Below are 12,948 nucleotides of genomic sequence, written 5' to 3' on the forward strand. Positions count from 1 at the left end.
CAAACGAACGAGCTGGGATTTCAGTGCTTCAGGGCCTGGTAATTGTCCACGGAGAGGGCATCACTCTCCGCCGTTTCGCCGGCATTCTTGAAGATCAGGATCACGATGGCCAAGCCGATCGCGGCTTCGGCGGCCGCGAGGGCAATAACAAGGAAGGTGAAGATGTGGCCGCCGAGGTCACCGAGGTGGCGGGCAAAGGCCAAAAAGCTCAGGTTCACGCCATTGAGCATCAACTCAACAGACATGAAGATGATAAAAAGATTGCGCCGGGCAACAAAGCCGGCGAGCCCGATGCAAAACAGGGCCGCGCTGACGATGAGAAAATGGCTGGTAGGCACCATGAACGGACTCCTGCTTCAGATTCGGCGCTTGGCCAACACCACGACCCCGACGACGGCGACCGTCAGGAGAATCGAGATGACTTCGAATGGGAAGGTGTAACGCGTGAACAACTCCAGGCCGACCGCATCAATGCCACCGAAGCGCGGCTCACCGGAAGCGTGCGCGCCGTAACGAGCGACCAGTTGGGCCGGGGGGGCGGGAAGAGTTACAAAGCGCGCAATCACCGAGTTCAACAAGGAGAAAAGCACGGCCGACACAGCCAGCGCGCCACCCAGGTGCCAGGCCAGATGAGGTTCGTGCGGCAGATCAGCCTCCCGCACGTTCAATAGCATAATGACAAACACCACCAGGGCCATGATGGCGCCGGCATAGACCAGCACCTGAAGAATCGCCAGCAGGGGTGCCATCAGCATGGCATACAGCCCGGCCAAGCCCAAGAAGCTCACCACGAGCAAAAAGGCAGCGGTCAGGGGCTGTCGCTGCGTGATCATGGCGAGCGCAGCGACAATCGCCAGAGCCGAGAGCAGATAGAAGAAGAGCGGGTGCATGATGGGGGGGGTTTCCTGCTGAGATGTTTCGGTGAGACCGGATATCAGTACGTCTGGCCGGCGGGATGTGGGTCAGGCTTGACCTGCATCAGTTCTTCCTTGGTCACCCAGAAGCTTTCGCGGTCGAAGGCGGTGAGGGAGTAAACGCCCGAGTCCATCCGGATCGCATCCACCGGGCAAGCCTCCACGCACATCCCGCAGAACACACACTCCAGCAGATCGATGTCGAAACGATCCGGATAGCGCTCGATGTCGGGATCTTCGCTTTCGGCGGGCACGATGTGAATACATTCGGCGGGACACGCCGTGGCGCACATCATGCAGGCCACGCACTTGGTGCTGCCGTCCACCCGAGTGGTCAAGCGATGCTTGCCGCGGTAGCCCTCGGGAATCGCGCGCTTCACCTCAGGATAGCCGACCGTGTTCATCGGCTTGAGACCAATCAGGTTCTTGACCACGTGGCCGGCCGTGACCGCCAAACCCTTGGCAATCTCCAGCAAATAAACCGATTCCCCCAGGGTGTTGATGTTGCGGTCAACCGTCTGAACCGGCTCGTGAAAACCGTCCGGCGCGACCGGGAAGGCGTCCGAGGACTCCGCGCGGGCGAAGCGAGACAGGTCAATGGGTGCGTTGTGACTCATGGTTTCATCACCGTGATCACCACCCCCGTGAGCAGAATGTTCACAAGGGCTAGAGGGAGGAGGGTGCGCCAACCCAGGTTCATCACCTGGTCATACCGGAAGCGCGGCAGGGTCCAGCGAACCCAGACGAACACCCAGCAGAGAAAGAGAACCTTGGCAAGAAAAACGTGAAATTGCAGCACCGCGGCGAAGATTGGGGCGAACCACACCGGCAACGCCACGATTTTGACGACAATGGCCGCGCCCAAGAAGGTCACGGCGCCGCCGGCCAGAAGGCCCGCGATCAACAGCCCTTCAAAGTCACGAACGTCGTTCCAGCGTCCGGCTTGCTCCACAAACTTGACGAGCGCCACGGCCGTCAGGGCCAGGAACAGGGTGCCTACCCCGGCTAACGTCCAGAAGGCGACGGGCCCGATGTGGGCAATGATGGTCTCGGTCGGGAGGAAGGGCACCTGCCAGCCCCCGAGGAAAAGGGTGGCAAACAAGGCCGAGCTCACCACCATCGCGGAATACTCCGCCAAAAAGAACATGCCGAACTTCATCGCAGAGTACTCGGTGTGATAACCGGCGACCAGCTCCGATTCCGACTCGGCGAGATCGAATGGCACGCGGTTGGTTTCGGCAAAGGCACAGACAATGAAAATGATGGCGGCGATGGGCTGCAAGAAGATCCCCCAGGTGTGGGCCCCTTGCCAGCGTGCAATCTCGGGCAAGCTCACCGTGCCATACAGCATCAGGGCGCCGATCACCGAGAGGCCGAGGGGAATCTCGTAGCTCAGCACCGCGGCCGACGCACGCATGGCCCCCAGCAATGAGTACTTGTTGTTACTGGACCAGCCGGCAAAGATGATGCCATATACCGTCAGCGAGGCAATCGCGAAAAACCAGAGGATGCCTGGGTCGATGTCCAGCACCTGCCCCCACACGGTCGGCCATCCGGAGAGCCCCACGCGATTGAAGTCTACCGTGTCGAAAAAGGGCACGATGCAAATGGTCGAAAAGGCAATGGCGACCACGATGACCGGAGCCGCAATGTAATAGAAGCGGTTCGCGCCAGCCGGAATCACGCTTTCTTTGAAGAACAGCTTGATGGCGTCGGCCACCACGTGAAACAGACCGGCCAGGCGCAACGGACCGACCGCTGCACGTTCAGGACCAGGTCGATCCTGAATGTACGCAGCCCCTTTCCGTTCGAGCCAGATCAGCAAAGGCACGATCTGCAAGACCACGCCGATGACAACGAGATTGAGAATGATGGCGATGATGGGGTCGAGCCAGTGGGACATGAAAGGGCTCCGTCAGTGAGAAGAAGAGGTGGCCAGGGCGCGCCCACGACCAACACCGAGCGGTGCCGCCTGGACGTCTCCCAGGGAAGGAATCTGGAAGCCCTCGTCGGGAATGCCATACCAGCTGAGCGAGGCCAGTTCGGCGTGGGCAGCGCGTAGGTCCGCCCACACCTCCTCGACGTCGGCCCAGCCGAACGTCCGATCCAATTCGCGCCCGATCCGGGAGAGCAGTTCCCACTCGGGAACCGCGTCTCCGGGTGCCTCGAACGCTTGGAAAAACCGCTGAAGGCGACCCTGGAAATTGATGAAACTGCCGTACTGCTCGGCGTGAGTCGCCACCGGAAGGACGTGCGTGGCGAGCGCCGATGTCGCATTGGTGTGAGCGCCCAGGTAAATGCGGACAGGCACCTTACGCAGGGCTTCGGCCACCTCGGCATCCTGAGCCAGGTCGTTGTTCAGGATGAACAGCACCTGCAGACGCCCGCCTTGCAAGGCCTGCAGAAGGGCCTGACGGGAGCCGTCGAAGCCGAGGTAGCGCACCCCCGCTCGGTTGGGGGATTGGTCCGCCTCGCGCAAAAAGTCGTCTTGTGGCCCAGCCGCGGTCGAGTCCCAGGCCAGACGGGTGACCCCCGGCATGAATCGCGCCGCCAGCGCCAACAACGCCTGGTTCGCCTCCAGCGAACTGAACGGCGAACCGACGACCGCGTAAGCGTCCGCAGGGCGGTCGCCCAGCATCAAGCCCGACACCTCTCGCAGAGCATCCATGAAGGGCGCCTGCTGACCGCGAATCGAAACGTGCGACAGTCGGTTTTCGTGGATGGCTTTGTAACTCAGGCGACCCGCGTCACACATCCAGTGGCCGTTCACGTGAGCATTGGCGCGTGGGCGGTAACGATAGGCCACCTCATCCTTGTAATCAAGCAAGACGTTGCAGCCGCGGCTGCAACCCGTGCAAACGCTCTTGACCGTCTTCATGAACCAGACCCGCATCTTGAAACGGAAATCCTTGCTGGTCAGGGCGCCCACCGGACACACGTCCACGACGTTGCCCGAGTAAGGATTGTCGAGTTGTTTGCCCGGGAAGGTCTCGATGACGGAGGTGTCACCGCGTCCACTCACAATCAGCTCGTGCGAGTCAGAAATTTCCTCACAGAAACGTACACAGCGGGTGCAAAGGATGCAGCGCTCCTGGTCCAGAACCACCATCGGTCCAATATCAAGGGCCTTTTCCTTCTGGACCTTGTTGACGTCGGAGCGGTTGTCGTACTTCCCGTACTCCATGTAGTAGTCCTGCAGACGACACTCGCCGGCCTGGTCGCAGATCGGACAATCGATGGGGTGATTGAGCAACAAGAACTCTTGCACCCCCTTGCGCATTTTCTCGACCGCCGGCGTGTCCGTGCGCACCACCAGACCGTCTTTCACCTGCTGTGCGCAGGCGATCTGCGGACCACGCGCTCCCTCGACCTCGCAAAGGCACATGCGGCAGTTGCCTGCCACGCTCAAACCAGGGTGGTAGCAATAGTGGGGAATCTCGACGCCGTGAAGCTTGGCCGCCTCGATGAGGTTCATCCCATCCGGCGCGTCGACCTGCTTGCCATTGAGCGAGAAGGTAGCCATGACCAGTCCTCAGTTCTAATGCGCCGCGCCAACCGGCGCGGGCGAGAGTAGGTAGCGACCACGGCGATCGACGGGCCGCCCACCTTTGACAAAATACGAGACGAATTCTTCACGGAACTTCTGGATGTAACTGCGCGTGGGCATGGTGGCTGCGGCCGCCAGCGCACAGATGGTACGTCCCTCCATGTTGTCCGCGATATCGAGAATCTCCTGGAGGTCAGCTTCCGTGCCCTTGCCCTGCAGCATGCGCCCGAGAATCTTGTACAGCCAATCCGTGCCTTCGCGGCAGGGAGTACACTGCCCGCACGATTCGTGCGAATAAAAGCGCAGCAGGTTGTGCAAGGCCCAAACCAAACTGGTTTCGCGATCAATCACGATCAATCCGCCAGAGCCGAACATCGTGCCGTGCTTGGCCATCGATTCATAGGTCATTTCCACGGTGTGAACTTCCTCAGCCGTCAAAATCGGGCAGGAAGACCCTCCCGGGATCGCCGCCTTGAGTTCGCCCTTGACCCCACCGCAGTACTCGTTGATGTAGTCGATGAGCTTGATCCCTAGCGGAATCTCATGAACGCCAGGCTTGTTGACCGCCCCCGAGGCGCACATCAAGCGCGTGCCGCGCGAGTCGATCTGCGGGCGCCCGTCAGGCCCCACAACGTACTTACCGACATGAGAGTAGGCATCTCCACCGTGGCGCACAATCCAGGGCACGTTGGCGATCGTTTCCACGTTGTTGACCACGGTGGGACACTGAAACAAACCGTGGGTGGCCGGAAATGGCGGTTTGAGCCGCGGGTATCCGCGTTCGCCTTCCAGGGAAGACAGCAAGGCGGTCTCCTCGCCACAGATGTAGGCGCCGGCCCCCGTGTGGACCGTGATGTCCAGGTGAAAGTCAGTTCCGAAGCAAGACTTCCCGAGGAAGCCCTTGTTATACGCTTCCTGCACGGCCTGCCGAAGGACGGCCTGCTGGTGCCAGAACTCCCCGCGCACGTAGATGTAGCAAGCGTGGGATCGAATGGCATAACAAGCGAGGATGCAGCCCTCGATCAGCATGTGGGGATCGTTCTCGAGGATCCGCCGGTCCTTGTAGGTTCCAGGCTCGGATTCATCCGCGTTGATGACCAAATAGCGGGGACGGCCGTCGTCCTTCGGAAGGAAGCCCCACTTCATGCCCGCAGGGAAGCCGGCGCCGCCACGACCACGCAGGCCACTCTTCTTGACCTCGTTCACGACGTCTTCTGGCGACTTACCGCCACGAAGGACTTCCGCCGCCACCTCGTACTGTCCCCGCGACATCGCCACGTTGATGTGGTGGCTGTCGGGAACGCCCCAGTTGCCGGAAAGGATTTTGGGAAAAGACATCTGCAACTCCTAGGCCAGGCTCGCCAGAATCTCATCCACCTTGGCGGGCGTGAGGTTCTCGTGATAACGCTTGCCATTGATCTGCATCAGGGGCCCCGTCCCGCAGGACGCGAGACATTCCTGGGTCATCAAGGTGAATCGACCATCTGCCGTGGTTTCACCCACATGAATTCCCAGACGTTGCTCAAGGTGGTCCAGAATTTCAAACGCCCCGCACATAGCGCAGGAGAGAGTCCGGCAGACTTCAATCTTGTATTTACCGACCGGCTTCAGATTGAACATCGTGTAGAACGACGCGACGCTGAGTGCCTTGGACGGAGGGAGATCCAGCATTTCCGCGCAGTAAGCTAGTGCCTCGGGCGGCAACCAACCCAACTCTTCCTGGGCGAGCCAGAGCGTCGGGATCAAGGCCGCTTTTTTCTGCGGATAGCGAGTGACCAGATGGTCGAACTTCGCCTTGGTCTCGGGGGAAAACGAATAGGCCATAACGACAAGCGCTCCTGAGAACCCGGCTACCGCTCCAGCTCGCCGGCGATGATATTGATGGACCCCAAGGTCGCCACGGCATCCGCGATCATGTGCCCCTCGATCATCTCGTGGAAGGCATTGAATGCGTAGAAGCACGGCGGCCGACACTTGATGCGGTAGGGGTAACCGCTGCCGTCCGACACGATGTAGAAGCCAAGCTCACCGTTACCAGCTTCAGTGGCATCGTAGATCTCACCGGGCGGAACCTTGACCCCCTCGAACACCAGCTTGAAATGGTTGATCAGGCCTTCGATGTTCTGGTAGGTATCGGCCTTGGGAGGCAGGGTCACCCGCTTGTCATCCACGTTGACCGGTCCACCAGGCAGTTGCTTGACGGCTTGCCGGATGATTCGCAAGGACTGCTCGATCTCGACAAACCGAATCATGATGCGGTCGTAAGTATCGCCGGTCGACCCTAACGCCACCTCCCAATCGAAGGTGTCGTAGTAGTAGTAGGGATGCGCCTTTCGAATATCGAACGGAACCCCCGCGGCCCGCAGATTCGGACCAGTAAAGCCATAAGAGATGGCCCGTTCGGGGGTCAAAATGCAGATACCCTGGGTGCGGTCCACAAAGATGCGATTTTTGGCGACCAGGCCCTGCACCTCGGCAGCCGCCTGTTCCAGACCCTTGCAGACCTCAAGAACGTCGGCCTCGAAACCGTCGTAAGCATCACGATACAACCCCCCGATCCGGGTGAAGCTGTTCGTCAAGCGCGCGCCCGTCAACTTCTCGAGGATGGTGTAGACCTCTTCGCGCTTGTTGAAGAGATACCAGAAGTTGGTCAACGCGCCGATATCGACGAGGTTGGTGCCGATGCAGATACAGTGGTCCACAATCCGCATCAGTTCTCCCACAATCACGCGCAGGAACTTGCAGCGGTCCGTGATTTCAATCTCGAGCATCCGTTCCACCGCCTTGGCGAAACCGATGTTATTGAGAATGGCCGAGCAGTAATTGAGCCGATCGGTGTAGGGAATGCACTGGTTGTAGGTGCGCTGCTCGCAAGTCTTTTCAAATCCGCGATGCAAGTAGCCAATCTCGGTCACCGCCGCCGCGATGGTTTCCCCATCGAGTGCCACAAAGGCCCGCAAGGTGCCGTGGCTGGCCGGGTGAGATGGCCCAAGATTGAGGAACATCAGCTCCGTGTGCAGGTCCTTGTAAAACTGTGGCTGCTCGCCAGGGGCAAGGACCTGTGGCTTTTGGTCGAGTGACGGTATCTGCATGGGGTTCACCTCCTCGTCCCTACTTCAACCCCTTGAAGCGAAGACGCTGTTCCATTTCGTCCACCAAGGTGTCCGATTCGGAGAGGGCTTGGCGCTTCTTGGTGGGGTAATCCTTGCGCAGAGGATGCCCGACGAAGTCCTTATGCGTCAGCAAACGCTTCAAATTGGGATGTCCGTCGAACACGATGCCATACATCTCCCAGGTTTCGCGCTCACCCCAATCCGCGCTGGCCCAGAGGTCACTCACGGTCGGAACCGACTCCCCAGGGTTGAGCGCCACACGGATGCGCAGCCGGTGCCCCCAACGCAGGGAGTAGAGCTGGTAGGCCACCTCATAACGCTTGGGGCGAGGCGTCGGATGCGTCAGGTAGTCGACCCCGGAGACGTCCATCAGGAAATTGAATTCAAGTCCGGGCTCATCTCGCAGAAAACCCAAGACCTCGCGCAGGGACGCCGGCTCGGTGCGGAAAGCGAGGTCTCCCCCCAGCACGTCCCCGCACGGGATTACCCCAGGATAGCGAGCGGCGAGCGCCTCAGCAGGATTGGCTTTGGTTCCGGAAATGGTCATGTGGTGTGCCTTGTTGACTGAAGGTCAGCGAGAGGGGGCTTCGAGACGCCGTTGGGGCAGGGCGTCTCCGCCGCCGGTATAGCCCTTGTCCTTGACCGAAGCCGCCTCCATCTTGCCCTGGAGCTTCATAATGGCGTCCAGCACGGCTTCGGGACGCGGAGGGCAGCCCCCGATGTACACGTCAACCGGTACGATCTCATCCACCCCCTGCACCACGGCGTAGTTGTCGTAGAATCCGCCGCTGCTGGCACAAACCCCCATCGAAATGACCCACTTGGGTGAGGCCATCTGTTCATAAATGCGCCTGAGGATGGGGGCCTGCTTGTAGTTGATGGTGCCGGCGATGATCATCAGATCGGCCTGTCGAGGAGAGAAACGCACCAACTCGGCCCCGAAGCGGCTGATGTCGTAGGCCGATGACACGGTCCCCATGAATTCAATGGCGCAGCAAGCCGTGCCAAAGGGCATGGGCCACAAAGAGTGTTCCCGGCCCCAATTCAACACCGCATCGATGGTGGTCGTAATGACGCCGTCGGGCAGTCTTGATTCCAGCGAATCTAGTCCCATTTGAGCGCCCCTTTCTTCAGCACGTAAATGAACCCGGCGAACAACACGCCGATAAAGATGAACATTTCGACCAGGCCAAACAGACCGAGGTCACGGAAATTGACCGCCCACGGGAAGAGAAAGACCGCTTCCACGTCGAAGACAATGAAAAGGATGGCGACCAGATAGAACTTGATCGAAAACCGCTCACGCGCGGAGCCAACCGGGGCCGTGATGCCCGACTCGTAAGGCTCGAACTTGTGGGCCCCGACCTTGCGAGGTCCCAAGACCGTGTTCAGGGCCAGGATGATGAGGGGAAGGCCGATGGCGATCGCCAAGGCGACGATCAAGCTGAAAACGGTATGACTCATGGCGGCGTCAGATTCTCGTGAGGTGGTCGAGGCGTGGGCAAAGGGCGGCGATGCCGGGTGCGATGAGAAAAATGACCGGTCGTATCTTCGCACGCTTTGGGCGAGACGTCCACGCAGTCGCTGGGAGCAGGGGCGCGCCGGACCCGTCGGCATCCCGAACGATGGCCAGGCGTTAATTTAGCGCGCGATCTGGTTATATAGGGAATGAAGCGCCCGGGAGGTGATCAATTTAACATCCTCGGCGCTGACGCAACTCTATGCTGGGCGTGATCGGGCCGAAATCCTCCTCGGGGGGCATTCCGATGAAAACCTGCGGCTCGCTGCCGCGGAACTGGCACCATCGCAGAACACATCAATCATTGAAGAGGTTGGCGCCCCATGTTGGCAGACGCGAACGACTCCCCCGTCGAAGCGAATTCCGTGTCCACTGAACTCGACGACATCTCTTCCGAGATGTCGCTGCTGTTGCAGTTGCTCGAGCAAGCCGGCTCCACCATTGAGAGCACGGCATTGTCCGGCTGCGAGCTGGTAAGTGAAACCGTCGCGGACCAGGCCCCCAGAGATCGGTACAAGCTGATCGGGCCAGCCGTCACCAAGGTTGCGGCGGCCGGTATCGCGACTCTGCCTGCCGTCCTCGCGCCAATTCCCGCCTTTGCGGGCACCCCTCACGCCCCGAATCTGATGCTGGCGATGGCCGCCCGGCCGGTATCGACGCCTAACCACAACGTGCCGCCTGCGCTGGCGGCGACGGGGCCCCAGCTGTTTCCCTTCTCCCGCCCGATGCAAACCGTGCGAAGCCAGGCAGTGATGCCGATGGCCGAACCCACGGTGTCACGGGCTGCGGACAAGTCTGCGTTCGTGCTGAACCCTCGGCTGCGCTCGATTTTCTCCGAGCAACGCAAGGTGGCCGTGACGAGCAAACTGCAAGCTGAGCGCACCTTCTACCGCGTCCAGCAAGGCGATTCGCTCTATTCGATCTCGCGGGAATTGCTGGGCAGTGGCGCGCGCTGGCGCGAGATCTACGCAGCAAATGAGGATCTGGTGGGCACCGGCTACCTGTTGCGGCCGGGCCAGCGTCTGGTGATCAAGACCTCTCCCGTCAAGGAGGCGCCCTCGCTGGCGTCCAAGGGCTACATGGTCAGCATCGGCGACAACCTGTACTCGATTGCGGCCAAGAAGCTGGGTGATGCGAATCGCTGGCGTGAGATCGTGGCGCTGAACAAGGCCGCGCTGAAGGGCCGGACCACGATCTACCCCAACCAGTGGTTGATGCTGCCGGTACAGCCGGCCTGACCCGTTGGCCGCCTGACCGCTGAGACGGAACCTCGATGAGCGAACAAGACCTCGTCTTTCACCCGGGAGAGCGCCTCGCCCTGAACCTCGAGGGGCAAGAGGCGGTGGGGGAAGTGGTCGAGATGCGTGGTCACAACCTGGTGATGCGCGTACCCGTCCGCTACGCCGCCCAGCACTACAGTGGCCTGATCGGGCGAGCGGCACTCCCGGACGGGCGGGAATTGCGGTTCGATCTGGGCGCGGTGGGCCATTTCGTCATGCTCGAGGTGGAAATCCCGCTGGTCGCTCACACGGAGCCCATTGAGGCAGCGCCGCCGGTGGAAAGACGCAAGTTCTATCGACTGGCCTGCGAGTTGGATCTGGAAGTGCTCGAGTCGATCGGCATCACAGGGGGCGCGGTCCGCAAAGGGTTTGGCGCGGAAATCGTGAAAACACGCGGCCGTACCGTCAACCTGAGTGGCGGTGGACTGATGGCTGCATTGGACCAACCTTTGATGCCGGGACTCTATACCGTCCGCATCCATATGCCGCAGGAATCGGTGACCGTGTCTGCCAAGGTCCTGCGCAAACCCCTGGCCTCGCCAGTGTTTTCAGCGATGGAATTCGTGAACATCCACGAACTGGACCGTTCCAAGATCATCCGCATGATCTTCAATCGAATGCGGCACGTGCGAGACAAATCGAACAAAGAGCCAGAGCGCATCAAGACCAAGCGCACGGAAGGGCCCTCGCGTCACGCGCAACGTCGCGAGAAATATTACTCCCCGCCCAAAATCCGCTACTGGTAGCCGGTCGCACTTCCTCATTGACGCCAATGAGGCCCTGCTCCCAGCAATTGAGCGCACCTGGCAACCGTCAAGTCTCTCCTGCTTGTGGGTATTTAGAAGCGGACAGCGTTCACCTGTCCCTCTCTCCCGGCCGGTTTCAGGAGGCGGATTTGACAGCTCCCACAGGGCCCCGTTCGTGCCCTTCCCCCTTCATCTCCGCGCGCAAACAGACTCGGACGTCAGCGGTTCGGGGCGCTCTCGGTCTGGCCTGCTGGTTGTCCCTGGCTGCTCCCGGTCTCGCGGCAAGTGTCTCGGAGATGTCAGACCTGCCCGGTGACCACTGGGCCTACAAGGCCATCCAGCAGCTCGCAGAACGCTATGGCGTCATGGAGGGATTTCCCGACAATACCTTCCGAGGCGCCAAGACCGTCAGCCGGTACGAACTGGCGGCGGCCCTGACCAAGGTGATGCAACGGATGGACGCGCTGTCCGTGCAACCGGCTCCCCCCTTGCCAACCGCCCAGACGAATGCAGCTGGCGCACCGGCGTTAGACCACACCTCAACGGATCGCGCCACGCTGGAGCGTTTGCGCACAGAGTTCAGGAAAGAACTTCAGGACGTGGAGGAGCGCCTCAAGCGAAGCGATGAAACCCTGAAGGGCCTTCAGGACAAGCTCAACAAAATGGTCACGGTGAAGGGGCGAGTGGATACCCTGTTCGGTGACGAAACACTGGATGTGGGCAAAGACCGAACAGCCCCCTACGTGGGCAGCAATCTGTCGTTGACCTTCAAGGGCAGCGTTTCCGAGCAAACCACCTACGACGCCACGATCGGAGGCGCCCTGAAAGCGGCCGGTTCTGGCGATGTGCCGGCGGTCATGGCGGGCGCCTTGGGCCGCACCCCCACCGCCGATACGGTGTCTCTGCGCGGAGCACGGGTGACCAGCAAGGTGGGGGCCGCCACCGTCAATCTGGGGCGTTTCCCGCTCTGGCTGGTGGGGTTCGGCCCCAGTTCAGACCAACCATTCAAAGCGGGCGACTTTCTGGTAGGCGTCGGGGCCCTGTCTCCGGACTCCGCCGCCTTGCGGGTCGGCAGCGACGTGGGCCTGGCTGTGGAAGCCCCGGTCGGCCCCGTTACCGTGCTGGGGGGCCTGAACTCGAACATTCTGATCACGCAGGTGAACGCCAGTTGGGGCCTGTTCTCGCTCAAGGCCGGATTCGAAACCGACCACAAGGCGATCACGCAACAACTGCTGAATACCACCCAACGCGTCAAGACTACCTACAACACGGCGGCTGTGGTGGACATTGGTGGAGAAGGGCCGATCGGTGGAACGGTGCAACTCAATGTGACCAATGACGCGCTCACGCAATTCGGGGGAGGCATCCGGGGGACGTTTGCCGACATCGCGCTCAATGGTGTTGTGCTCTCCGCATCCGATCCGGGTCGCAGTGTGGACGTCCTCAGTTACGGCGCGCTGGCCGCCTTTCCCAGCTACAAATGGTTCGGGGAGCGTCTGACCCTGCCCAGCTTCAATCTGGCGCTGGTAGACAATTTCACTTACAACGCCCCTGCGCGTCGTGATGCCAAGGCCACCACCGGTCCAGGGGGGCAGGCGCTCGGTAAGAACGCTGGTCTCAGTCTCCAGGTCGCGCTCGAAAATCCACTCATTCCAGGCCTCATCCTGGAATACAACGCGCAAGCAAAACTGATCGAGGACATCTTTCTTCCGAATCCCCAGGACCCCATCACCTCGGAGTCGGTCTTGCTCAAATCGACCCTGCGGTTCTGAATCACGGCGGGGGACAGCGGCATGACGCGCTGGAGGCAAGGCCCACGGGGTCTCTGG

12 protein-coding genes and 1 pseudogene are annotated in these 12,948 nt (G+C 60.7%); 3 read left to right on the forward strand and 10 right to left on the reverse strand.

Annotated elements, in window-relative coordinates:
- Positions 1-20 precede the first annotated feature (20 nt).
- The 10 genes and pseudogenes from nuoK to ndhC form a co-directional block, all read right to left on the reverse strand.
- Positions 21-341, reverse strand: a complete 321-nt coding sequence (gene nuoK, locus VKP62_14810) for an NADH-quinone oxidoreductase subunit NuoK (protein MEB3198467.1) — start codon at positions 339-341, stop codon at positions 21-23.
- Between the two features lie 15 nt (positions 342-356).
- Positions 357-890, reverse strand: a complete 534-nt coding sequence (locus tag VKP62_14815) for an NADH-quinone oxidoreductase subunit J (protein MEB3198468.1) — start codon at positions 888-890, stop codon at positions 357-359.
- Between the two features lie 44 nt (positions 891-934).
- A complete protein-coding gene (locus VKP62_14820) occupies positions 935-1,531 on the reverse strand; it encodes an NADH-quinone oxidoreductase subunit I (GenBank protein MEB3198469.1) in 597 nt (198 codons plus the stop codon).
- Positions 1,528-2,817: a complex I subunit 1 family protein gene (locus VKP62_14825; protein MEB3198470.1), complete on the reverse strand. Its 1,290-nt coding sequence runs from the start codon at positions 2,815-2,817 to the stop codon at positions 1,528-1,530. The genes VKP62_14820 and VKP62_14825 overlap by 4 nt, the downstream gene beginning before the upstream one ends.
- A gap of 12 nt (positions 2,818-2,829) precedes the next feature.
- Positions 2,830-4,437, reverse strand: coding sequence for a 2Fe-2S iron-sulfur cluster-binding protein (locus tag VKP62_14830; GenBank protein ID MEB3198471.1), 1,608 nt, complete (start codon positions 4,435-4,437; stop codon positions 2,830-2,832).
- 15 nt (positions 4,438-4,452) lie between these two features.
- Entirely contained in the window at positions 4,453-5,799 is a 1,347-nt protein-coding gene (gene nuoF / locus VKP62_14835; protein MEB3198472.1) for an NADH-quinone oxidoreductase subunit NuoF, read from the reverse strand.
- Between the two features lie 9 nt (positions 5,800-5,808).
- Positions 5,809-6,285 (reverse strand): NAD(P)H-dependent oxidoreductase subunit E, encoded by a 477-nt coding sequence (locus VKP62_14840; protein ID MEB3198473.1) that lies wholly within the window; start codon positions 6,283-6,285, stop codon positions 5,809-5,811.
- A gap of 26 nt (positions 6,286-6,311) precedes the next feature.
- Positions 6,312-8,121: pseudogene (gene nuoD / locus VKP62_14845) on the reverse strand (NADH dehydrogenase (quinone) subunit D).
- Between the two features lie 24 nt (positions 8,122-8,145).
- Positions 8,146-8,688 (reverse strand): NADH-quinone oxidoreductase subunit NuoB, encoded by a 543-nt coding sequence (gene nuoB / locus VKP62_14850; protein MEB3198474.1) that lies wholly within the window; start codon positions 8,686-8,688, stop codon positions 8,146-8,148.
- Positions 8,679-9,038 carry an NADH-quinone oxidoreductase subunit A gene (gene ndhC, locus VKP62_14855; protein MEB3198475.1) on the reverse strand — a complete coding sequence of 120 codons (360 nt, stop codon included), beginning with the start codon at positions 9,036-9,038 and terminating at the stop codon, positions 8,679-8,681. The genes nuoB and ndhC overlap by 10 nt, the downstream gene beginning before the upstream one ends.
- Before the next feature lie 378 nt (positions 9,039-9,416).
- Between ndhC and VKP62_14860 the strand changes: the two genes are divergently transcribed.
- From VKP62_14860 to VKP62_14870, 3 genes are all read left to right on the forward strand, one after another.
- On the forward strand, positions 9,417-10,331 hold the full coding sequence (locus tag VKP62_14860) for a LysM peptidoglycan-binding domain-containing protein (protein ID MEB3198476.1): 915 nt from the start codon (positions 9,417-9,419) through the stop codon (positions 10,329-10,331).
- A gap of 35 nt (positions 10,332-10,366) precedes the next feature.
- Positions 10,367-11,119, forward strand: a complete 753-nt coding sequence (locus VKP62_14865) for a PilZ domain-containing protein (protein MEB3198477.1) — start codon at positions 10,367-10,369, stop codon at positions 11,117-11,119.
- A 296-nt stretch (positions 11,120-11,415) separates the two neighbouring features.
- Positions 11,416-12,891: an S-layer homology domain-containing protein gene (locus VKP62_14870; protein MEB3198478.1), complete on the forward strand. Its 1,476-nt coding sequence runs from the start codon at positions 11,416-11,418 to the stop codon at positions 12,889-12,891.
- Positions 12,892-12,948: the final 57 nt, after the last annotated feature.

The sequence above is a fragment of the Candidatus Sericytochromatia bacterium genome (assembly GCA_035285325.1).
GTDB lineage: Bacteria > Cyanobacteriota > Sericytochromatia > S15B-MN24 > JAQBPE01 > JAYKJB01.

Bases quoted from the DNA above. Each gene is read 5' to 3' on its own strand.
- nuoK (MEB3198467.1), bottom strand. From the start codon at position 341: ATGGTGCCTACCAGCCATTTTCTCATCGTCAGCGCGGCCCTGTTTTGC.
- VKP62_14815 (MEB3198468.1), bottom strand. From the start codon at position 890: ATGCACCCGCTCTTCTTCTATCTGCTCTCGGCTCTGGCGATTGTCGCT.
- VKP62_14820 (MEB3198469.1), bottom strand. From the start codon at position 1,531: ATGAGTCACAACGCACCCATTGACCTGTCTCGCTTCGCCCGCGCGGAG.
- VKP62_14825 (MEB3198470.1), bottom strand. From the start codon at position 2,817: ATGTCCCACTGGCTCGACCCCATCATCGCCATCATTCTCAATCTCGTT.
- VKP62_14830 (MEB3198471.1), bottom strand. From the start codon at position 4,437: ATGGCTACCTTCTCGCTCAATGGCAAGCAGGTCGACGCGCCGGATGGG.
- nuoF (MEB3198472.1), bottom strand. From the start codon at position 5,799: ATGTCTTTTCCCAAAATCCTTTCCGGCAACTGGGGCGTTCCCGACAGC.
- VKP62_14840 (MEB3198473.1), bottom strand. From the start codon at position 6,285: ATGGCCTATTCGTTTTCCCCCGAGACCAAGGCGAAGTTCGACCATCTG.
- nuoB (MEB3198474.1), bottom strand. From the start codon at position 8,688: ATGGGACTAGATTCGCTGGAATCAAGACTGCCCGACGGCGTCATTACG.
- ndhC (MEB3198475.1), bottom strand. From the start codon at position 9,038: ATGAGTCATACCGTTTTCAGCTTGATCGTCGCCTTGGCGATCGCCATC.
- VKP62_14860 (MEB3198476.1), top strand. From the start codon at position 9,417: ATGTTGGCAGACGCGAACGACTCCCCCGTCGAAGCGAATTCCGTGTCC.
- VKP62_14865 (MEB3198477.1), top strand. From the start codon at position 10,367: ATGAGCGAACAAGACCTCGTCTTTCACCCGGGAGAGCGCCTCGCCCTG.
- VKP62_14870 (MEB3198478.1), top strand. From the start codon at position 11,416: ATGTCAGACCTGCCCGGTGACCACTGGGCCTACAAGGCCATCCAGCAG.